Annotated in this window: 19 protein-coding genes; 6 read left to right on the top strand and 13 right to left on the bottom strand. The window is 42.5% G+C overall.

Going from position 1 to position 21,759, the window contains the following annotated elements:
* Positions 1-291: 291 nt before the first annotated feature.
* Positions 292-1,800 carry a S10 family peptidase gene (locus HC733_RS00725; protein WP_190363148.1) on the top strand — a complete coding sequence of 503 codons (1,509 nt, stop codon included), beginning with the start codon at positions 292-294 and terminating at the stop codon, positions 1,798-1,800.
* Between the two features lie 110 nt (positions 1,801-1,910).
* The gene (locus tag HC733_RS00720) at positions 1,911-2,723 is read left to right on the top strand and encodes a DUF2797 domain-containing protein (RefSeq protein ID WP_190363147.1); all 813 of its coding nucleotides are present in this window, start codon (positions 1,911-1,913) and stop codon (positions 2,721-2,723) included.
* Here HC733_RS00720 and HC733_RS00715 read toward each other — a convergent pair.
* On the bottom strand, positions 2,699-5,215 hold the full coding sequence (locus tag HC733_RS00715) for an EAL domain-containing protein (protein WP_190363146.1): 2,517 nt from the start codon (positions 5,213-5,215) through the stop codon (positions 2,699-2,701). The two genes, HC733_RS00720 and HC733_RS00715, sit on opposite strands and share 25 nt — an antisense overlap.
* A gap of 77 nt (positions 5,216-5,292) precedes the next feature.
* Here HC733_RS00715 and HC733_RS00710 point away from each other — a divergent pair, with 77 nt between their 5' ends.
* Positions 5,293-5,598: a DUF4144 family protein gene (locus tag HC733_RS00710; RefSeq protein WP_190363145.1), complete on the top strand. Its 306-nt coding sequence runs from the start codon at positions 5,293-5,295 to the stop codon at positions 5,596-5,598.
* A 22-nt stretch (positions 5,599-5,620) separates the two neighbouring features.
* Here HC733_RS00710 and HC733_RS00705 read toward each other — a convergent pair whose 3' ends face one another.
* From HC733_RS00705 to HC733_RS00685, 5 genes are all read right to left on the bottom strand, one after another.
* Positions 5,621-6,544: a histone deacetylase family protein gene (locus HC733_RS00705; RefSeq protein WP_190363144.1), complete on the bottom strand. Its 924-nt coding sequence runs from the start codon at positions 6,542-6,544 to the stop codon at positions 5,621-5,623.
* Positions 6,545-6,653: 109 nt separating this feature from the next.
* Positions 6,654-7,178, bottom strand: coding sequence for a gamma-glutamylcyclotransferase family protein (locus HC733_RS00700; protein ID WP_190363143.1), 525 nt, complete (start codon positions 7,176-7,178; stop codon positions 6,654-6,656).
* 20 nt (positions 7,179-7,198) lie between these two features.
* Positions 7,199-7,825, bottom strand: a complete 627-nt coding sequence (locus tag HC733_RS00695) for a LysE family translocator (RefSeq protein ID WP_190363142.1) — start codon at positions 7,823-7,825, stop codon at positions 7,199-7,201.
* Positions 7,818-8,603 carry a hypothetical protein gene (locus tag HC733_RS00690; protein ID WP_190363141.1) on the bottom strand — a complete coding sequence of 262 codons (786 nt, stop codon included), beginning with the start codon at positions 8,601-8,603 and terminating at the stop codon, positions 7,818-7,820. The genes HC733_RS00695 and HC733_RS00690 overlap by 8 nt, the downstream gene beginning before the upstream one ends.
* Positions 8,604-8,605: 2 nt before the next feature.
* Positions 8,606-9,079: a CreA family protein gene (locus tag HC733_RS00685; RefSeq protein ID WP_190363140.1), complete on the bottom strand. Its 474-nt coding sequence runs from the start codon at positions 9,077-9,079 to the stop codon at positions 8,606-8,608.
* A gap of 66 nt (positions 9,080-9,145) precedes the next feature.
* Between HC733_RS00685 and HC733_RS00680 the strand changes: the two genes are divergently transcribed.
* The 3 genes from HC733_RS00680 (at position 9,146) to HC733_RS00670 (ending at position 11,999) form a co-directional block, all read left to right on the top strand.
* Complete coding sequence (locus HC733_RS00680) at positions 9,146-9,475, top strand: 5-carboxymethyl-2-hydroxymuconate Delta-isomerase (protein WP_190363139.1); 330 nt, start codon at positions 9,146-9,148, stop codon at positions 9,473-9,475.
* Between the two features lie 56 nt (positions 9,476-9,531).
* The gene (gene rsuA / locus HC733_RS00675) at positions 9,532-10,242 is read left to right on the top strand and encodes a 16S rRNA pseudouridine(516) synthase RsuA (RefSeq protein ID WP_190363138.1); all 711 of its coding nucleotides are present in this window, start codon (positions 9,532-9,534) and stop codon (positions 10,240-10,242) included.
* A 125-nt stretch (positions 10,243-10,367) separates the two neighbouring features.
* The gene (locus HC733_RS00670; protein WP_190363137.1) at positions 10,368-11,999 is read left to right on the top strand and encodes a methyl-accepting chemotaxis protein; all 1,632 of its coding nucleotides are present in this window, start codon (positions 10,368-10,370) and stop codon (positions 11,997-11,999) included.
* Between the two features lie 69 nt (positions 12,000-12,068).
* Here HC733_RS00670 and HC733_RS00665 read toward each other — a convergent pair whose 3' ends face one another.
* The 7 genes from HC733_RS00665 to HC733_RS00635 form a co-directional block, all read right to left on the bottom strand.
* Positions 12,069-13,400: a sensor histidine kinase gene (locus HC733_RS00665; RefSeq protein ID WP_190363136.1), complete on the bottom strand. Its 1,332-nt coding sequence runs from the start codon at positions 13,398-13,400 to the stop codon at positions 12,069-12,071.
* The gene (locus HC733_RS00660; RefSeq protein WP_171627127.1) at positions 13,384-14,073 is read right to left on the bottom strand and encodes a response regulator transcription factor; all 690 of its coding nucleotides are present in this window, start codon (positions 14,071-14,073) and stop codon (positions 13,384-13,386) included. Before HC733_RS00660 ends, HC733_RS00665 begins: the two co-directional genes overlap by 17 nt.
* Before the next feature lie 3 nt (positions 14,074-14,076).
* On the bottom strand, positions 14,077-15,762 hold the full coding sequence (locus HC733_RS00655) for a cyclic peptide export ABC transporter (RefSeq protein ID WP_190363135.1): 1,686 nt from the start codon (positions 15,760-15,762) through the stop codon (positions 14,077-14,079).
* Positions 15,763-15,945: 183 nt separating this feature from the next.
* The gene (locus HC733_RS00650) at positions 15,946-16,722 is read right to left on the bottom strand and encodes an amidohydrolase (protein WP_190363134.1); all 777 of its coding nucleotides are present in this window, start codon (positions 16,720-16,722) and stop codon (positions 15,946-15,948) included.
* 13 nt (positions 16,723-16,735) lie between these two features.
* Positions 16,736-17,962, bottom strand: a complete 1,227-nt coding sequence (locus tag HC733_RS00645) for a thioester reductase domain-containing protein (protein ID WP_190363133.1) — start codon at positions 17,960-17,962, stop codon at positions 16,736-16,738.
* Positions 17,963-18,003: 41 nt separating this feature from the next.
* Positions 18,004-18,771: an SDR family NAD(P)-dependent oxidoreductase gene (locus tag HC733_RS00640; RefSeq protein WP_190363132.1), complete on the bottom strand. Its 768-nt coding sequence runs from the start codon at positions 18,769-18,771 to the stop codon at positions 18,004-18,006.
* Positions 18,772-18,776: 5 nt separating this feature from the next.
* Positions 18,777-21,758 (bottom strand): PfaD family polyunsaturated fatty acid/polyketide biosynthesis protein, encoded by a 2,982-nt coding sequence (locus HC733_RS00635; protein WP_190363131.1) that lies wholly within the window; start codon positions 21,756-21,758, stop codon positions 18,777-18,779.
* Between the last annotated feature and the right edge of the window lies 1 nt (position 21,759).

Here is a 21,759-nt window from a genome sequence, read left to right as displayed (position 1 = left end):
TAACACAGCTAATCCAACCTTCGTGCCATAAAATTAAATTAATAAATTTCAATATGTTAATAAAAACCACGGAATAATAACGGCTAATAATGCACCAACTAAGTGCATTATTAGACGTGCTGTACTGATGTGGTGCAACCTCTTGGCTATAACCCTTCTTTGGGGTTAATCACAGCCGAATCACGAAATACCCGCAAGTTATCCTATTGTTGATGGGATTTGACTCATACACTTTGAAAATTGCGTGAAAAACAACTGTAATGTTATAAATTTATTCATTTGGGGAATTTGATGAACTTAAGCAAGTTGCTTGCGATATGTTTTATTGCCATTGGCTTTAACTGTAATGCTGCAGAGCACAATCGTGCCATTGATATTGATAGTAAAGTGGTGACCAATCATAAAGCGACCATCAATGGTGAGCGCATTAGTTACAGTGTTACATCAGGCACTCAACCTGTATGGAACGAGCAAGGTGAACCCACTGCGACGCTTTACTATAACTACTACAAAAAAGATAAAGTGGATGACATAAGTAAACGCCCACTGTTAATTTCCTTCAATGGTGGTCCTGGTTCAGCTTCTGTGTGGATGCATATCGCCTACACTGGACCGCGCATTTTGAAAATTGATGACGAGGGCTACCCAGTACAACCTTATGGTATGAAAGATAACCCTCACTCTGTGCTGGACGTTGCAGACATCGTTTTTGTTAATCCTGTTAAAACGGGTTATTCTCGTGTTTTACCAAATAAAGAAGGCAAAATGCCCAGCGCCGATGAACAAAAAGCGCAATTTTTTGGTGTTAACGCAGACATAAAATACCTTGCAGATTGGATCAATACCTTTATTACCCGCAATGACCGCTCATTATCACCTAAGTTTTTAATCGGTGAAAGCTACGGCACAGTGCGCGTTTCAGGTCTTGCTAGAGAGCTACAACAAGCCCATTGGTGGTTTTTAAATGGTGTGGTGCTAGTCTCGCCAACCGATATTGGTATCGAACGTCAGGGGCCAGTAAAAGCCGCAAATCGACTGCCTTATTTTGCTGCCACAGCTTGGCATCACAAGGTACTGCCAGCTAAATTACAGCAAAAAGACTTAACAGAAGTGCTATCAGAAGTTGAGCGTTTTACTCTTGACCAGTATTTACCCGCACTGGCAAAAGGTGCTTTTATTGCAAACGATGACAAACAGGCAATCGCAGAACGTGTAGCCTTATACAGTGGCTTATCTAAACAGTTTGTGCTGCAAAATAATTTGGATATCAGCGATGATGCATTTTGGAAAGAACTGCTGCGTGACCAAGGCTATATTTTGGGTAGATTAGACTCACGCTATTTGGGCATAGATAAGCGCGATGCCGGTGACAGACCGGATTACTTTCCTGAACTAAGTGCCTGGTTGCACGCCTTTACACCAGCTATGAACCATTACATTCGCGAAGAGCTAAATTATAAAACTGACATACAATACAATATGTTAGCCGATGTTCATCCATGGGATAGAAGTAACAACAACACAGGTGAACAGCTACGTGAAGCGATGGCTGAAAACCCTTATCTAAACGTGTTAATACAAGCGGGTTACTATGATGGTGCAACAAACTACTTTGATGCCAAATACACCATGTGGCAACTTGACCCAAGCGGTAAAATGCGCGACCGATTAAGCTTTAAAGGCTATCGTTCGGGCCATATGATGTACTTACGTAAAGAAGATTTAAAAACCTCTAATGATGATTTGCGTGAGTTTATTAAGGCTTCTTTAAAAAGCCAAACTCGTTCAGCAAAATACTAATCCTCTGAAATGCGAATAGCGCGGCTATTCGCATTTCTCACCCTATACACATTGTGACTTAACCGCCAGCTTGGTAGTATCGCCCTTTTAACATCTTTAGGGGCGTAAAGATGCAAGGCACTTTAAGCAAGCTAAAAGCAACGCATACACAACCAATTCAATACCAATTACCCATTGGTGATGAGCTTATTGCACTCAATGAGCACATAGGTAAGCGCATTACACTCACGCATACGGGTAATATCTTTTGCTGTAACTGTGGTAAAAAAACCAAAAAAAGTTACTCGCAAGGTCACTGTTTTGTGTGTATGAAAAAGCTGGCAAGCTGTGACATGTGTATTATGAAACCGGAAACTTGTCACTTTGATAAAGGCACTTGCCGAGAGCCACAATGGGGTGAAGCACACTGTATGATCCCTCACTATGTTTATCTTGCGAATACTTCAGGGCTAAAAGTTGGTATTACTCGCCATACTCAGATCCCAACACGTTGGATAGACCAAGGTGCCACTCAAGCTCTGCCAATATTCAAAGTGCAAACACGCTTACAATCAGGCCTTGTAGAAGTTGCATTGGCGCAATTTATTGCTGATAAAACCAATTGGCGCAACATGCTCAAAGGTGTATCTGAAGACATTGACCTTAAAGCCAGTGCCAATGAATTAATCCCGCAAATAAAAAGCAAATTAGACGAGCTTGCTGAATTATTTGGCGCAACGGCCATCGAATGTTTGGATGAAGAGGTGGTTGATTTGAGCTTTCCAATCGAGCAATTCCCGAGCAAGATAACGTCTTTTAACTTTGACAAAGAACCTGAAGTATCGGGCGTGTTGCAAGGTATAAAAGGCCAGTATCTAATTTTTGATACTGGCGTGATTAATATTCGTAAATTTACTGCTTACGAAGTGACTTTCTCGGCGTGATAGAAACGCAGCCAGTCATCATAATTCAAGGGCTTACAATACAAATAACCTTGGATAGTGTTGCAGCCCAGTTTTTGTAAAAACTGGCGCTGCTCTGGCTTTTCAACCCCTTCAGCAACAACGTGCAAATTGAGTGCTTTAGCCATTGCGATGATTGCAGCTACTACTTCACTATTGCCATATTCATCAGGAATTTTAGCCACGAAGCTGGCATCAATTTTTAGCGTATCTATGGGTAGTTTTGTAAGGTAACTCAACGCTGAATAGCCCGTGCCAAAGTCATCTAGAGCAATCGAAACACCTAAGCTTTTTAATTTATGAAGCTCACTTTTAGCTTCATGTAAGTTACTGATAAAACTGCTTTCTGTGAGTTCAAGTTCAACAAAGCGGCCATCAAGTCCGTGTTTATTCAAGGCACTGGAAACGGTTGTCGCTAATTCGCCTTGGCACAGATGCTGAGCAGACACATTGATAGCAATACGCCTCAAGTCGCTGCCTTGTCGCCGCCATAGCGCCATTTTTTCGCAGGCTTTATTGATCACCCATTGGTCTAACTTGATAATGAGCCCTAACTCTTCGGCAAGCGGAATAAATTGTGCCGGTGGGATCATCCCCAGTTTCGGGTCATTCCAACGTAACAAACATTCAACACTAGACACCCGTTGGCTCACCACACATTGTAATGGCTGAAAATAAAGCTCAAACTCATCATGCTCTAAAGCTTGCTGAAAGCGGCTTAACATCGACAAACGCTCCAAAGAGCGGGCGTTCATTGAGGCTTTGTATAACTGAAACGAATTTCGACCAATTTCTTTGGAGCGATACATCGCCACATCGGCATGTTTGAGTAACGTTTCGCTATCTACGCCGTCATCAGGGTAGATAGCAGCTCCCAAAGAAGCCGTGGCATTAACACAGATATCATTTAGCTCAAAAGCAATGCTTAATTGCTCAAGTACCTTGTTCGCGAACCCCACCACATCAGAGATATGCTTCACCTCTGTTAATAACACCACAAACTCATCTCCCCCCAGACGAGCCAAGGTGTCACCTTCTTCAAGCATATCTTTTATACGCTTACTAACTTGCACCAAGAGTTCGTCACCGGCACTGTGCCCTAGGGTGTCGTTGACTTCTTTAAAACGATCTAAATCGATGAACATCACCGCAAGTTTGTGATTCTCGCGATGTGCAGAGGCCAAAGCCATTGATAATCGGTCGTAAAACAAGCGACGATTAGGCAAACCAGTTAGCTCATCGAAGTAGGCTAATCGCGCTATTTTCTCCTCGGCATTTTTTCGCTCAGTAATATCACTGAAAATAGCCGCATACAGCACTTCATCACTGTATGGCTCATTGATAGCAATAATGGTTAGCCACTCAACGTATATCTCACCACTTTTTTTACGATTGCAGATCTCACCTTGCCATACGCCTTTGGTTCTAAGCTGCGACCACATTTGGTCATAGTACTCTTTGCCATGAATGCCTGAACTGAGAATATTTGGGCTTTTACCTATCACTTCATAATCTTGATAACCTGTTAATTCGCTAAAAGCTGGGTTAATTTGCAGTATTTCTCCGTCTCCTCGGGTGATCATAATGCCATCTAAAGAAGCATCAATAATGCGATTGGCAAGGTAAAGGTTTTTCTCTGACTTGCGCAGCGCCAAATCTCGTTGCACCAATACCTTTTCAAGCTCACTGCAATAGGCCGTTTCAATCTCGGTTAAAACATTTTTAAGCGGTAATAAACCTATCACTTTACCTGAACATGGGTCTTTTACCACCAAGTGACGAATAGACTCGGCAGTCATCAGCCGATATGCATCAAACAAGCTATCTTTGGGGCTCACTTGCAACAACGGATAGGTCGCCAGCTTCCAGCAGGGGATACGCCAATCAGGATTAAGCAGCATGTAAGCGATATCTCGTTGCGTCACTATGCCATACTCCGCCAAGTCATTGTGGTAAACCAACACGGCTGTAGCACGACGAACACGCATTACCTCGATTACTTTTGACACACAATCATCGGCTTTTAAAATGATCACATTGCGGTTGTAGTGATCTTCGATTGGCCGAAAATGTAGGTAATGATCAAGCCCTTGATTGCGCACAATATCAGACAGCGAGACTACGCCCACAGGTTCATTATGCTGATCTTTAACCAGTAAATGACGGATGCCTAGTTGATGAAATTTAACGGTGGCCTCACTCAAAGTTTTATCAACTTGAATATCATGCACAGGTGCCGTCATTGAATCACCGATGGGGGCATAGGCAAAGTCTGGGTCATTAAAGTTAAGCTTTACGCAATCTGATTCCGTCCAAATTCCCACTATTTGCCTTTGTTCAGTGACAAATATTGAGCTTACTCGTCGCTTACGCATCAGCTCCACCGCTTCTGCTAAAGGAGTTTGATGATCGCAGGACAATAATTGATTAGAAAAAATATCTTTGATTTGTAATTGACGGTTATCAGATACCATTAAGCACAACCTCGTATTCTTACTCGAATACGCAGTATAATGCTGCTCATGTTTTATACTTTGATTGAGAACAAACTATGACAATAAAATATTACCCATTCTTGCTCTGTTTAGAAGAAAGTATTGAATATATAGACAGCCCGAGTTCACTTGAACAAAGCATTTTTTATTTAACGAGTGAGCAAAAGAATCAAGCGCTGTGTGTATTAAATGACGGCAAATGTTACGATTTATCGGGAAATGACGCCCAAGTGGTTTCTCTACAACAGCTCACAGAATTAGTCCAGCAAGCGCTTATTGAAGACGGCCAATGTTGCGTGCAAAAAGTCACCTTACAAAACTATCAACAAGCCTTTGAGTTACTCTCACCGCTACATCGCTAAGTTAACCTGAACTTGGGTTAACTTATAACTGACCTTCAACCAATGCTTTAATGTGTGTGGCAACGCTGCGTCCTAAAGCCGACAAAGCATATCCCCCTTCTAAAAAAGAGATGATCCCCTTAGCTTGGGTGCTTTGAGCTACGTTTATCACTTGCTCCGTTAACCATTGATAATCGGCTTCTACAAATTGTAAACCGGCCATATCATCTTCAATGTGGGCGTCAAAACCGGCACTAATAAAAATGAGCTCCGCTTTAAATGCCATTAATTTCGGTAGCCATTGCTGATTAAATAGCGCTTTTAGGTCTTCGCCCTTACTTGCCACAGGTAGTGGAGAGTTGACGATGTGCTGATTGTTCTCAATTTCGCTGTTTGGATAAAATGGATGTTGGAATAAGGAGCAAAACAGCACATCAGATTGAGCGCGCAATATATCTTGTGTGCCATTGCCATGATGTACATCGATATCTAAAACCGCTATGCGCTTTACGCCCAGTGACTTTGCATACGCCACTGCAATAGCCACATTATTAAATACACAAAAGCCAGATGAAGTATGTTGATTAGCATGGTGTCCAGGTGGGCGTACGCTACAAAATGCAGCATCGAGATTACCAGCTAATATTTCGTCTACGGCTAATATGCCAGCCCCCGCAGCTCGTTCAATCGCTTTGAACGACTCAGGGCACAACCAGACATCTTCAGCAAATTCGTGCACACCTTGCTTGGGAATGGCAGCACGCACTTTGTCGATGAGAGACTGCTCATGTACTAACGCCACCTGATCCATGCTCACTTTAGGTGCTTGCATATGAGCGATGGTTGCATCAACTCCCGATGCCAACAATCTATCGGTGATGGCATCCAAACGCTCTGGACACTCTGGGTGCTCTTCTCCCATCGTGTGCTTTCGACAATGAGGGTGGCTTATCACTGCAGTACGCATTGTAATCCTTCAGCTAGTTTTTATATAAGTGTAACAAGCACGGTGGGCTTGCACAGTGCGACTTTGGTGTTAATTGCCAATGCCGTGAGTTTATTCCAGCGCGATGCTGTTATGCCTTTTTACTCAGTCTCACTTTTTGATATAACTGCCACTCTCGCTGGGCACGTTCTACGTCATGGTCAGTGATATGCCTTTGCGCTTCAATGTGCTTAATGTACTCAGCAGGAAAACCATGCTCTAACGCGCCGTGAAGTACATGCTGCACGTACCAATCAAACGGTAAATGTGTATCAATAAAAGTATTGGCGATGTAACAATGCGCTTGCATCGGACCATGCTCTAATGCCTCAACATCAAGCGTTACACGATCGTAACGCTCACCTTCGATGATATCTAATTGATTTATCTCATTATCATTTAAGGCATACAATACCCCCATAACCAAATCATCATTACGGTGAGTGGCGTCAATGGTGCATTTGGCAGAGCCATCGGTGCTGAGCATATTAAAAGTAAGCTGGTGACCATAGAGTTTAGCCACCCCCAAACACTGTGCTTGGGGTAAACGGGCAAACAACCGCTTAGTGGACATGTTCGAACCAAATGCAAAATTGATATGGGGTTTTAGACTCATACTGCTTTAACTACCTTTACTTAAAGAACGACTCGCACCGCCAAAGCGATTAAGACAACACCAATACCTCTGTCAAACCAATGACCTGCACGCGCAAAAAAAGCACGTACGCGCGCTTTGCTTAACACCAAAGCTAAAAACGAAAACCATGCCCAAGTGGCAAACGCCATATACAAGCCATAAAATGCCTGCACATTGGTGGGCGTCGATGGCGAAATAACCAAGGTAAACAGCGATAGAAAAAACAGCGTCGCTTTTGGGTTAAGTGCATTGACTAAAAACCCGCGTCTCAATGCTTGCCAAGCGCTTTCGGCGTGTTGCTCAAACGGAGTATCGCTCTGTGCTTTGCCTTGCGTTGGTTTTGCCCGCAGAGCTTGTACACCCATATAAGCCAAATAAGCACCCGCAACGTATTTAAGCACATTAAACAACATTGGGGATTGCGATAAAACGATAGCCACACCTAATAGGCAGTAAGTAACATGGACCAAAATGCCTAATGCAACCCCACCGCTTGTCCAAAGTGCATTTGCACGCCCCCGCTGAATGCTCTGCTTTAATACAATCGCAAAGTCAGGACCAGGGCTTGCAACAGCAAAAAAATGCGCCACAGCAATAAGCAAAAATTCATCAACATACTCAAACATTACTTTGCTCCTTGAGCATCAACAAAACTGGATTAGGTGAGTCACTAATGTAACTTGCAATTTGCTTTTGTGCTTTTTTATAGATGCTCTTTAAATGCGGTTTCAAATGCTTTTTGCCATCTACATTGGGTTTGAAATAACACACTAATGCATGCATAAACACCGTTTGCGCCTCTGTAAGCGCAGCTTGTCGGTTAGCATAAGGGTTATAGCAAGAACCACATCCCCCTTTAAATTGATATACCGTATTACTCATCATAACGCCAAAGCCCATAAAGCAAGCTAGGGCATCGCTGGCTGCTGCTATTTGTTGCTCTCCCCCCGGCGGTAATACCCCTTTTTGATAAATCATGACCGTCGCTAAACTGCCTGCAAAACTAGCCACTAAGTCTTGGGGTTGATTGATTTGGTTTGGATTGTACGACAGCAATACATTGTGTGGCGGCTGTACATTGAGCATAGCTGACTCACCACGCATGGTATCGGCAAAGCTAAACGCTGGCATATTTTGCTGAGCAGGTAAATTTGCCGGACCCACCAACTGTAATGGCCATGTTTGCAAACCTGCATAGTCTCGCACACGTCTAAATACCGTCTGCGCCATTTGCTCTACACTCGTAACTTGGTCGGGAAAATACCTTCCCGTTGGCTCAATAATTTGTGTTGTAGATAAAAAGTATTGCCCATCAAAGTGCTCACATGCCCAGATGAATGTATCCATCAGCCAAGCAACTTCTGACTCACTTAATAATGGTTTTGATTTAAATAACGCTAGCATAATTACTCAGTTCTCGTTGCCCACTGCCACGCTTGTGTATTGTATAGTGGTACCGTCGACAAGGCATGGTGATGACTGCCGCTGGTTTCTTTGGTCGAATAAGATAAATACAATAAAGTACGTGTTTTGGCGTCATAAATACGACGAACTTTTAATGATTTAAACAAAATACTTTTCGACGTTTTAAAGACAATTTCACCATCTTTAGATAAATCGACTTGTTGCATCTGCTGTTCGGTAATTTCACCTGTTTGGCGACACGCTATTGACATATCCGATGGATCTGAAAAGTCAAAGTCAGCCTCTACATGGCTAATATGACAAGTTACGCCCGTCACTATCGGGTCTTGCTGCGCGGATACCACCACATCTTTAGTGGTAAACAAACCTAAGCTCACCTTAGCTGCATCATCACTACAGCCACTTAACGTCATCACCGTAGCCATTGCTGCTAACCCAATTTTGTATTTATACATCTAGTATTTCCATATAAATGACCTAATATAGCCCTCATTTACTCATACTTGGACCAATAAGTCATCATGCCACATATAATCATTGAACATGCCTGTAATCTTCCTGTTTCATCGACTGATCTCGTTGAGTGTGTTCATCAAGCTGTAGAGCAAACAAACTTGTTTGATAACAGTACAATAAAAACGCGTAGCCAAAGTTTTGAGCATTTTAAAGTGCAGACAGGTAAAATCGGCTTTGTTCATGTACAAGCTCACCTTATAGCTGGGCGCAGTGATGAGCAAAAACAGCTACTTAGTGACACTATTCTCAGCGCTTTGAAAACGCTATTGGATAGCAATTGGCTACTTAGTGTTCATCCGTATGATTTAATTCCTGGGGTATACCGAAAAAACTGATCTAAATAACACAGTTGCGTATAATGATGATTCGTTAAAATTAAAGATAAAAGATTATGAAGTTTCCTTGTCGCTTGGATAAGTTTTTGAGCCACCTCACTGAATTACCGCGTACCAAAGTCAAAGCTGGTATTAAAAAACGTTATGTAACCGTTAACGGTGAATTGGTTAATAAATTTGATTATTCAGTTACACAGGATGATCTTGTCACTTGGAAAGGTGAACCGTTGCAATATCTGGGCAAACGTTACTTCATGCTGAATAAGCCCGCAGGTTATGTGTGCGCTAATAGTGACGAAATGCATGCCACTGTGTTTGATTTATTAGACGAGCCTAACTTAAAAGATTTTCATGTTGCAGGTCGTTTAGATATCGATACCACAGGGCTTGTACTTATCACCAATGATGGTGATTGGTCTCATCAGATCACCTCTCCCAAAAAGCAAAAGTTCAAAACTTATTTGGTTGAAACCCAAGAGCCAATCACAGAAGAAGCCCTTGAGCAGCTAAGAGAAGGTGTGCAACTGCATAACGAAAAGCAGCCCACTTTACCTGCTATTGTGCAGCAGCTGGAAAGTTACAGTTTGCGTTTATCTATTTGTGAAGGTAAATATCATCAAGTTAAACGTATGCTCGCAGCAGTTGGCAACAAAGTTGTTGAACTACATAGAGAAAAGATTGCTGACATTGAGTTAGACGAGCGTTTAGCAAGTGGTGAATATCGCCCTTTAACAGAACATGAAATAAGCATAATCAATGCAAAATAAGTGGAGAACCTCGTCAATATGAGGAAATATCATCTCCATTTTTAACCAAAAGCACTATATGTTACTTACATGATTCCGATAAACATGGTAGATAATAATACTCTATTATCTGAAAGGGGCGTATCGTGCTATCAGGTTTAACTTTAAGAATTAAAATAATACTTTTCGCCGCGGCTATTTTCCTCTCACTTTTACTGGTCGCCATTTTAGGATTACAAGCTTTACGTCACGCGAGTGAATCAGACAATATTGCACGTATCAATCAATTGATGAAAAGCACCGTTAATATTGTCGAGCAATTCGAAGCATATGTGCAAACAGGTGCACTAAATGAAGAGCAAGCTAAAAAACTTGCAACTCAGATGCTTAGAGAAAACAAATACCATGATTCTGAGTATGTTTATGTGGTTGACGACGAGCTAAACTTTGTTGCCACGCCTCATGATCCGCAACTTCATGGTACAAGCTTTAACGATTTTAAAGATGCCAAAGGTAACAGCATTGGCCGTATGGTCGAGCGCTTGGTGGGCAATAAAACTGACCAAATCATTACCTATAAATGGGATTCTGTAAGAGATGGGGAAGTAGTTGACTTAACCTCTGTCGTACAAAAAACCCCAAGGTTTGGCTGGTACGTGGGAACGGGGATCAGTGCCAAAGAAGTCGACGCACGATATTGGGGCACAGCACGTTGGCTGCTGAGTTTATCTTTGCTTATTGCAGTTGCGTTAACCTTTGCATTAGCTAAGTTTGGTCTGGCTCTGTCTAACAAGCTCGGTGGAGAGTTAGATGAAGTATTGGCTATTGTTAAACAAGTATCCCGTGGCAACTTAAGCTCTCCCATCAATACCTCGCAAGCAAAAGAAGATAGCATTATTGCTGCAATGAGCTATATGCAACAAGGCTTGCAAGGCGTAGTTGGTGGTATTGCTTCGGTAAGTGATGCGCTTAAATCGCAAAGTAACGATGGTGAGCAACGCTCAAACGAGCTTGAGCAATTAACCCACAGTTTAAGTAGCGAAACCCAAATGGTTGCCTCTGCGATTACTGAGTTAACAGCATCAGCACAAACCGTGGTTGAGCATGCCGACCAAACCGCCAACTCCGTACAAGAAGCAGAGAAGCAAGGCCAAAACGCTGATAAGCTGACAACAGAGGCTGCAAAAACCATCGCTTTATTAGAGCAGCAAATTGACAGCGCTGGTAATAACATTCAAACCCTAGATGAAGAAGTAAGCAATATTGCTAATGTGCTCAGTGTCATTCAAAGCATCGCTGAACAAACTAACTTGCTGGCGCTCAATGCCGCCATTGAAGCTGCACGTGCTGGCGAGCAAGGCCGTGGCTTTGCGGTAGTTGCCGATGAAGTTCGCCAGCTTGCGCAGCGCACGCAATCCAGTACCGAAGAAATTCATACTATGATTGGCAAGCTGCAATCTGCAACACAAGAAGCGAAGTCGTCGGTGACGGTGTCGATTCATACCAGTGAAAAAACCGTGACTATGTCTAAAGAAGCAGGTGAAGAGTTACGTAAAGTGGCCAATTCATTGAGTGAAATATCGCAAATGAGTCATCAGATAGCCCATGCAGCCAAAGAGCAGCTCGAAGCTGGTGAAGATACAGCGCGTCGTGTGGTTACTATTTCAGATACCGCCTCACAAACTGCCAGTGTGTCTGAAAAAGCCCACCATGCAACAGACTGTATTAAAGACTTAACCGTTAAACTAGAAACAGAAATCGCCAAATTTAGCTGTTGATAAACAGACAATGTCAGGTGAGTTAAGGCTCAGAAAAGGACCAAACGGTCCTTTTTTATTGGCAGCTTGTCAGCTGACTACCTTTTTGCTCTTAGCCTTTGCGAGTTTAGTGTCAATTGGCAGCATTAAGGTGATCTTAGCACCTCCCAAAGGGGAGTCGCATATCTCTAATTTACCGTTATGGCTGTTTAAAATACTCGCCACAATTGATAAGCCAAGACCTATCCCCGGCACATTACGGCTACTGTCTAAGCGCAAGAATGGTTTTAGTACCGCAGCTCGTTTATCTTCGGGGATACCTGCACCGTCATCTTCAACGTCAATACAAACATGTCCATCGCTGCTGCGCGTAGTCACACGAATTGTACTAGAGGCAAATTTGCAGGCGTTGTTTACCAAGTTCTCGATTGCTCTGCTTAGCAGCTTTTTATCGGCATTCACCTCAATATCAGGCACGATGTGGGCAAGCGCATTTATCTGTGAATATGCCGGAACACTGCGACTAACCACCTTATTTACAATACTATCTAGTCGGCAGGTTTGGATTTTAGGCTCTCTACGCGCAGCATTTAAGCCAACATATAAAAACCAATCGTCGAGTAGTTCGTCCAAGGCATCTAAATCTTCATCCATAAACTGAATCGTCTCACGATACTCTTCGGCACTATTACAGCTGCGAGTCATATCTAAGGCAAAGCGTAACCGAGCAAGAGGTGTTTTTAAATCGTGGGAGATACCATTGAGCATATGTTGATGCTCTTCTAACAAGCTCTCGATTTTTTCAGCCATGGTATTAAAGTGGCTTGCAAGCACACTATAGGGAGCTGGCATTTCGGTGGGTACACGTAACGAGAGCTTACCGTGGCCGTACGCTTCATACGCCTTCAGCAATCGTTTAATGTACTTTTTATGCATATGCACATAGCAATAAACAAACAGTGCCAGTACCGTTAAAATCGTCACTAATAGCGATTGCCAATAGAGCAAGTAAGCTTGCTTATCAACATGCATCTTAGACATCATTAGTATTTGCTCGCCATGCTGATAATAAGCGGTCACCCTGTCTTGCGTCCAACCACTGACTAATTCAATAACACTGCCTTCACTGGATAACTGTGTTAAATCAACTTCTAACGCCTTAGCCTGCTCGGCAGTCAACACATCTAGCTCATAGCCAAATTGACCCGACCAGTAATTCAGTACATCGTCACTGATAGGGCCTTCCTGAGCTTGCTTATTAATGACCGAATAAATGCCTTCTAGAATTGGTTTTTCTTCTTGAACACGAATATCAACGTAGTTGGTATCTAAAAGGATTACTGCAATAAAAATACTGCAAATAAAAGCTGCAGCAGAATAAAAAAATAAACGTTTAAACATTTGCTTACTCGCGTAGTACATACCCCACTCCCCTAACCGTTTTTATGTACTTATAGGGAGGAACATTATCGTTTATTTTTTTGCGTAAGGAAGAGAGTCTCATATCAATAGAACGATCATGTCCGTCGTACTCTATGCCTCTAACAGCAGAGATGATACTGGCTCTGTCTAGGATCTCGCCCGGATGCGACATCAAATAGTACATCAAGCTAAATTCTGCTTCTGTAAGCTCGACAGGCGTATCATCTAAATAAAAGCTACGATTGCTGGTATTAAGGGTTAAATCTTGAATTTGAAATACTGACTTTCTACAACTAGGAGCTTGACCTGCAAGGCGGCTAAGCGCTTTTACTTTTGCTACCAATATATGGGGCCTGATTGGTTTAGTAATAAAATCATGCACACCTAAAGCCAGTGCATCGGCTTCTAAACACTCATCATTACTGGCGGTCATCATGATGATGACCCCTGTGTATTCTGGCAGTATTTGTTCCAATACACTAATACCATTGAGCCTTGGCAGCATCATATCGAGTAAAATGACATCATAAAGCTCACTATTTACTTTTTCTAACGCCACTTGCCCATCAAATGCACAAGTAACTAAGTAACCTTCATGTCGCAGCACATGTGAGATCATATGACTCAAACGTTTGTCATCTTCAACCAATAAAATGCGCTTTTTGTTCGCCATTGCCTACTCCTTGCAACTATCTAGTACTTTAAAAAATTGATTATTCTGTGTAATTTCTGCTGGCTTGTTATTTTTATGCAATATCAACTGCCCGTCTCTTAACTCCATCAAGCGATCGGCCGTGTGATAGTAGTTATCATCATGAGACACTATGATCACTACTTTACCCTGAGCTTTTAAAGAAGGCACGATTTCTTCATAAAATACTTTTTTAAATACTGGGTCCTGATCTGCCGCCCATTCATCCAGTAAAACAATGGGTTTGTGCTCAATATAAGACTGGATCAACGCCAAGCGTTTTCTTTGTCCTTGCGAGAGTGTTGTTTTACTCCATTTGCCTTCAATGATTTCCACCGCTTTATCAAGTTTCAGTAAAGACACCAACTGCTGTAGTAACTTTTCATCTTCAGTAGAGTCATTGACTAAGATATGTTTGAACACCCAAAAGTCAGCGGCAATTAGGCTCACACATTCACGATAGCTCGCAATATTATTAATATCGACAGGAATATCACCGTACTCTATCGTTCCGTCTGTCGGGTTATACAGCCCCGCTAACATTTTAAAGAGTGTCGATTTACCGCTGCCGTTACCACCAATAATGAATGTCGCTTCACCGGCTTTAAACTCGCAGTCTATTGGGCCAATTTTAAACCCTTTTTCAGACTCAACTTGTGCAGCATATTGATAAGTAATGTTACTAAGCTGCAAATTCAGGTTGCTACCTAACGCGGCAACTTCTTGTTTTTCATCAACCACTTCATCTGAAAGCTCTAGACTTTCTATTTTTTTAAAGGCGACTTTAGCTTCCATCAAATCAGTTGAGGCTTGAGTCACCTGCTCAATAGGTTCAAGAATGAATAACAAGGTTAGGATATACCCCACCACAACCGTTTTCTCTAAACCTAATGTCATGCCAAGGTAATATAAAATGACGCCAAGAATGGCAAACAAGATAAATTGCCCCCAATGCTCTAACATGCCAAATAAGGTCAGTGCACCACGATTGTTCTTTCTCAGCTTTTCTAATGTTCCGCGAATATCCGTTCGCACATAACGTTGACGTTTTGAATCTAAAGAAAGCTCTTTTTTGCCTTTTACTATCGCTTCGTAATGCTCCATAAGTGTATCTGCGCACTCACGAATATTTTGCAGATATTTACGCGACAATAAGATGATCACAGTAAAGCTAAGCCCTGCAAATGCAATTAACGCAAATACATACATAAGCGCTGTTAAAGACAAGTACGCCATATAGGCTATCGCACAAACAATGATCGAAACATTAGCAACCATTTGTGGTAAAACTTGAAAGAATTTAATGGCGGTATCAACGTCTTTACTGAGCGTTGCATTAACTTTAGGTAAGCCGATACTTTCTACTTTTTCATAAGATGAGTCTAAAACCTTATCAACCAAGCGACTGTGTATATCTCGACTTGCATTCACCACTAGGCGAATTTTAACGAACTCATTGAGTACACCGAGCCCTAGCAATACGCCAATGGTAATAAAAAACTGTTGCGCCGAGTATTCAATAGTCTCAACGCCAGAGGTAAGCGCATCATTAATGATTTGCAACACATGCATACTAATGACACCTAATAAAATCCCCATTGGTAGGGTAAAAGCAAAATACCAAAAGTATTTTTTATAAAGGCGATTTAAGCTTTCCAATTGAATTCTCACTTATCCTTAAATTAAAACAAAGGTTGCAAACATACTCAGCATCAATCACTGGTTTGCACAATAAAATACTTGTACCACAAATAGCAGATAAATTTAGTAAGGGTTGGTAAAGACGTGACGACTCAAACCATTCGCTTAGCACTGTAAACTTGAAAAAAACGCCCATAATGGGCGTTTTATTGCTTAAGCAAAGGTAAATCCATCTGCCTCTTGCAAGAATGGAAAACGACTTCTCACATCTTGTAGCTCATTTAAATCAAGCTCGATGTTTAATACCACTTCCTTATTGGCACCATACAATAACGTTTCGCCTAGCGGGTCAACGACCATTGAGTCACCGCTATACGCGATATCATTGCCATCAACACCCACGCGGTTAAGCGCTACTACATAACTTTGGTTTTCAATTGCTCGTGCCGGTATCAAGCTCTTCCATTGCGGCGCTCGTACCTTAGGCCAGTTTGCTACATACAAGGCAACATCATACTGACAGTCTAAGTTTCTAGACCAAACTGGAAAACGTAAGTCAAAGCAAATAAATGGTGCAATGCGCCACTGACCAAGTTGGAAAATAGCGCGCTCTGTACCTGCACTGTATTGCTCATCTTCACCGGCAAATTTAAACAGGTGACGTTTGTCATAATGAGACACTTCCCCGTGTGGTGTTACCCACAAAAAGCGGTTCACGTACTCATTACCCACTTGCATCATCATACTGCCACACACAACTGCGTTTTGTTGTGCTGCAACAGATTTAAGCCAGCTAACTGTTTCGCCATCCATTGTCTCAGCAAGACCCGCAGGCTTCATATCAAACCCTGTTGAAAACATCTCTGGTAAGACAATTAAGTCTCTATCCGATACTGTTTTTAATTGCTGTTCAATCGCGGCGCGGTTTGCAGCTGCGTCTTGCCAAACTAAGTCTAGCTGTAACAAGCTTATCTTTAATTTTTCGCTCATATTTAACTTCCACTTAAGCGTCGTATAAATGTTCCATAAAAACCTTTGCTGTGATCTCTTCATTGATCTCAGCTATCGGATGTTGTTGCGCTGGTTCTTTAATAAGCCCCGCTGCCACACAATGATCTAATAAGGTTGACATTAATTTGCTATCAAGCTTAGGACAGCTCACACCTGTGCCTTCTAACAATGCTTGGATACCAGATGTATCGTATTTAGCTTGCTCTGATAAATTATCATCATCGCTTACCAATGCCAAAATATCTGTGAAGCTTGAGTGGTACGGCTTGCCATTTAGTAACATACGGTCTTCATGTAATGCTTGGAAGTAATCATCACAAGGTACGTTACGTACTTCGTAACCATAGGCACGCAGCAAATCGATAATCTCATTGTATGTAGGTGGATTTGGATTTACTAAGTTGAACGTTTGACCGCTGACGCTGTTGATGTTCTTTACAACTTCTAAAGACGCTTTAGCAACATAATCTACTGGCGTTATATCAAAGTCATCTGTTGAGTGGAAGGTATAACCCGTCTCAACTAGCGCTCTTATCATCTCATAGTAGATACCTTTTACTGTGGTACCTGTTAATGGATAACGACCATTTTGGCTATCACCCCAAATGTTACCTGGGCGTACGATGGCCATTTGTAAGCCTTTTTTAGCTAAGTCATTAAGCAATACTTCACTTTCAAATTTGGTTTGCTCATAACCCATGTCTTTAAAGTTTTGACCATAATCAACACGGTCTTCTTTTAAGACAAAACCACGCTCGTATAACTTCGAACCAATAACCGAGAAGCTTGATGTGTAAAGAAGTGGAATGTTCGCTTCCATACATAGCTTAGCTATACGCTCTGTACCAACCACGTTTTCTTCGCGTAAAGAAGGATATTCTGCAATAAGAGATAACTTGGCAGCACAATGAATGACCACTTTAACTTGTGAAGTCAACGTCGCGTAGTCGTCATTACTTAGGCCTAATAGGTCTTTGCCTATGTCACCATAAATAACGCTGATCCGTGATAGTTGGTCGCTAACCGCGCCCTGAGGATCATACAGCTCAACCATTTCTAATACTCTACGACGTGCATTTTCTAAGTCTTTCTCACGAGACATGCAATATACTTTGGCATTAGTTGTTGCAAGTAACTCAGTTAAAATACGTCCGCCCAATACGCCTGATGCACCAGTTAATAGATAATTATCTGGTAAAAACGCTGCGCTATTGTTCATGTTAATTCCTTACAATTGTTCCATTGAGTTTCGCGTTTACGCTACATGGCCCCAACTCGCATGCCACCATCAACAGTGATCACGGCCGAATTGAGATAGTTAGTTTTACAAGTTGCTAAAAATTGTACGACTTCCGATACGTCTTCAGCTGTTCCAAAGCGTCCGATGGGTACCGTACGGCGTGCAAACTTAGCTTCTTCAGCATCGGGTATGCTTTCTTTTTCAAGAAATTGATTAAACATCTGAGTTTTACAAATACCCGGCGCCACACAAGTGACACAAATATTCATCGGTCCCAGCTCCTGAGCCCATGACTCGGATGCTTTAATTAAACCCGCTTTCGACGCAGCGTAAGCTGCACTGCCACCCGATCCCCAAATTCCGGCTACCGACCCAATATTGATGATCCGACCGTATTTTTGCCTCACCATGGCTTGGCTAAAAATAGTGGTGCAATTAAATGCGCCAGTGAGGTTCACATCAAATGTTTGCTGTGCTGCTGCTAAGGATTCTTTTTTAAGACAAAATGCCTTATGTAAAATCCCAGCATTATTAACCAATACCGTAATCGCACTGTTTTCACGTTGCGCTAATTGGTCATAAACCGCCTGCACGCTATCAACATCGGTCACATCCATAACAAACGTCAGTAAGCGTTCATCACCGTCTAGCCAATGCTTAAGTGACGCCAACTTGTCTTCATTCAAATCTACAGCCGCTACCGTATAATTTGACGCGAGTAAGGCGCGGCATATCGCCGCACCAAACCCACCAGCAGCACCTGTAACAACTGCTATTTGTTGTATCATGCTTATCAGAGTCCTTTAGGGAATGTGATATCAATGATTTGTTTTGCGTTAACCATTGCAGGATAAATACGCTCTTCGAAGAACGATACATCGTCTTGGTTAAGCATTAAGTTTGAATACATACGTGATAGTGGCGAGAACTGAATACCGTAACGCTTGCTGATCTCACGAATGATGATGTCACACATCTTCACTTTTGCTGTGTAACCTTCAGAGCGGTCTACTAACTCATTCTGAGAGTGGAACACCATACCAGTAGGCATACCTTGTAGCACCAATGGCATGTCTGCAGCGTGTGCAGCTTTAACGAAAATATCAGCCATTTGCGACATTAAACCACCCATGCGGTCATAACAACCTGGCTCATTCTCAATTAGGTCAAATGTTGCTTTGATAGCAGCCAGACCCATAGGATAACCGTTGAAAGTACCCGCATGAATGATCTTACCTTTGGTGTAGTAATCCATAATGTCTTTACGGCCTACGATTGCAGAAATTGGTACTGCGCCACCACCTAGTGCTTTACCTAGTGTTGTGATGTGCGGCGTAACACCTAGTAATTTTTGTGCGCCGCCTAGACCAAAACGAACACCTGTGATTACTTCATCAAAAATCAACACCACGTTGTGTTTCTCACACGCCGCTTTTGCACGCTCAAGATAACCATCTTTTGGCAAAATACCGCCGCCATTCATACAGATTGGCTCCATAAGTACCGCCGCAATCTCATGGCCGTATTTCTCTAATGTCTGCTCTAAGATTTCTGGCTCATTCCAAGGCAACATAAATGTTTGGTCTTGTAATGTATTAGGGAAGCGACCTAGAGTGTCTAGCATGTCACCTTTAAACATTTCAGGTACTGGGAAATCTGCTGTTTCTGGGTTGTAACGACCACCGATTACGTTATCCGCGTTACCATTGTAGTGACCATGGAAGCGAATGAAACGCGGCTTGCCAGTGTAACCACGAGCTAGACGAATCGCATTTTGTACCGCTTCAGTACCACTTAGACTGAAACGAACTCGCTCAGCTGAAGGTACATTGTCTATTAACTTTTGGCACACTTCATACTCAAGGTCGAAGGTATCAACAGAAGTTAACTTCTGCATGTTTTCGATCAAGATTTGATTGTATTGTTCGTTGTTGTGACCAACAAACAAAGCACCAAATTTACAGAATAAATCAAGGTGTTCATTACCATCCATATCCCAAACGCGAGAGCCTTTACCTTTAACAAACGGTACAATTAAGGCTCTTTCTGGATCTGCGAAGTTATAGTGTGCGCCACCTGGAAGCACTTCCCATAGCTTTTTGAAGTACTCTTTTGATTCGGTCAGATCTAATTTTTGATTTACTACTGTATTCATTTTCTTTTGTTCTCCTTGAATAGAATCTTTCTTAATTTCTTCCTTTTGCGACTGCGCATCAGTAAATTCACTAAACTGTTGTAATCGGATTGGGAAGGTTCCGTCTTGACATTGTTCGATACCAGAAACGGAAAGAGTTTTTGCAATATTTACGCGAGTTAAATATGCAGCGCAGTTAAGTAGATAGTTTGCTACGCTCTCAACTGTGCGTGATGGTGCGCTGTGCAAATGAGTGTCTTGTAACCAATCATTATTCGACCCCATTGCTGGGCCACACCAAATTTGGTAATCGATGCGACGCTGCGCATCACCTGTAATAGCCCACTTAGATGACTGACCTAAATACCATTGGAATACCAAGGCCATCTTGCGCTTAGGATCTTGCTCAGCAGAATCGGCTATGCGCTGCAAGTTACGACTTGCAAAGAAGGCTTTCGTGTCATCCCAAATTTGTGTTAATGGCTTGTGGAACATCTGTTTTTCAAGCTGCTGTTGTTCCGCTTCAGGAATTTGCTCTAATGAGTCGTAACGCTTATAGATTTGATATAACTTTTGCGAACGCACACCATACATAGTGCCTTTTTTCAAAGTCTGTACTTGTGCACCTAACTCAAACATATCCGCAGAAGGTGACGACACAACATCCGCTGTGGTAGCCCCTGTTAGCATTTCACGTACTTGATCAGAAGTACCTGATTCAATACATGCTTGGTTGATTGACCCTGTCACCACGTAGGCGGCGCCCATCGCATAAGCCGCAGCAACAGCTTCAGGGCAACCGATACCACCCGCAGCACCAACACGTACAACGTGCTGATAACCGTATTGTTTGTGCAAACGAGTCGCCAGACGCAACATTTGCGGGAAGATACACGTTAATGAGCCGTGATCGGTGTGACCACCCGAGTCAGCTTCAACCGTGATGTCATCCGCCATTGCTAACTGCTCACCAAGCTTGGCTTCAGTTTCTGTCAAATGGCCACTGGCAACTAACTTAGCAACTATTTTATCTGGTGCAGGCGCTAAGAACTTGCTCGCCACTTCTGGGCGAGAAATTTTCGCGATAACGCGTTGCGCAGGCACTACTTGACCATTGATAAGCTGTACGCCTTTCAAGCGGAAATACACCAATGCCGGTGTTAAGTTAATATAAGCTGCTGCTTCTACCACTTTTACACCATTATCTAAACATAACTGCACGACCTGCATTTCCCATTCAGGATCAGCTGGGTTATGCAACATGTTCATCGCAAACGTTTTATCACCTACCGCTTGCTTTATGTCACTAATGCTTTGCGCGATACGATCAAGTGTTAAACCGCCCGCACCAAATGAGCCTAACATGCCAGCGTTGGCAAACGCGGCAACCATGCGTGCTGAGTGGATACCATTGGCCATCGCGCCGCCCATGTAGGCATACTTCAAACCATAGGTTTTTCTAAATGCCTCGCTACCTAGACTGTTTGGTGTGACAGCTGGGATAGTACCTGCCACTTCATTGATAGAGATTTGATCCCCCACCAATTGATTCAGTGGCATCAAGGTGCGTGTTGACTCTTTTGACCACACTGCCAAAGGCAAGTCGAGTGTGGCTAAATTTTCTTTGATTTGCGTTAACATA

Source organism: Pseudoalteromonas sp. S16_S37 (assembly GCF_014694405.1).
Taxonomy (GTDB): Bacteria; Pseudomonadota; Gammaproteobacteria; order Enterobacterales; family Alteromonadaceae; genus Pseudoalteromonas.
This window is presented reverse-complemented; position numbering and strand designations above follow the sequence as displayed.